The 1017-nt window shown below is 71.0% G+C and carries 1 protein-coding gene; it reads right to left on the reverse strand.

From position 1 onward, the window contains the following. Window positions 1-141 precede the first annotated feature (141 nt). A partial coding sequence (locus tag HUK82_RS16795) for a sulfate ABC transporter substrate-binding protein (RefSeq protein WP_176614988.1) occupies window positions 142-1017 on the reverse strand: 876 nt, incomplete at its 5' end.

The following is a 1017-nucleotide window of genomic DNA, read 5'->3' on the forward strand; positions in this document are numbered from 1 at the left end:
CCTGCCACGGCCGTACGATCAGGGCGGCGAGCGGCAACACCACCAGCAGCCCCAGCCACGCGATGGTCACGCCCAGGCCGGTGCCCAGGCCCGGCAGGGGGTCGCGCCGACGGGCGGTGACGCGATGGGGAAGGAGGCGCTTCATCGGGGAGAATAGATCCGGTCGAACGTGCCGCCGCTGGCGAAATGGGTTTTCTGCGCGACCGACCAGCCGCCGAGGCTGGCGATGTCGAACAGGTCCATCGGCGCGAAGCGGTTGGCGGTGCGCGCCATTGCGGCGGGGTCGGACGGGCGGAAGAAATGCCGCGCGCCGACGTCCTGTCCTTCGGGGCTGAACAGGAACGCCAGATAGGCCTGCGCGATGTCGAGCGTGCCGCGCGCGCGGGCCTGCCCCTCGATCAGGGCGACGGGCGGTTCGGCCAGAACGCTGATCGACGGACGCACGAGATCGAACGCGTCCGGCCCGACGTCGGTGGCGGCCAGAAGGGCCTCGTTTTCCCAGGCCAGCAACACATCGCCCAACTGGCGCTGCACGAAACTGTTGGTCGCCCCGCGCGCGCCGGTGTCCAGAACCGGCACATGCGCGAACAGTGCCCGCATGTAGGCCAGCGCCGACGCCTCGCTCGCGCCGGGCTGGCGCAATGCCCACCCCCAGGCGGCGAGATAGTTCCAGCGCGCCCCGCCGGAGGTCTTCGGATTGGGTGTGATGACCGATACGTCGGGGCGGATCAGGTCCGGCCAGTCGCGGATCGCCTTCGGATTGCCCTTGCGGACCAGAAACACGATCGTGCTGGTAAACGGGGTTGCGTTGTGTGGCAGGCGCGTCTGCCAGTCGCGGGCGACCAGCCCGGCCCGCGCCAGCATGTCGATGTCATACCCCAGCCCCAGCGTCACCACGTCGGCGGGCTGCCCTTCCAGCACGGAGCGCGCCTGCGCGCCGGAGCCGCCGTTGCTGGTCCGCGCCATCACCAGCGCGCCGTCGTGCGCCTGCGCCCAGCGGGCGGCGAAACGGCGGTT

This window comes from Ameyamaea chiangmaiensis, from assembly GCF_013376175.1.
Taxonomy (GTDB): domain Bacteria; phylum Pseudomonadota; class Alphaproteobacteria; order Acetobacterales; family Acetobacteraceae; genus Ameyamaea; species Ameyamaea chiangmaiensis.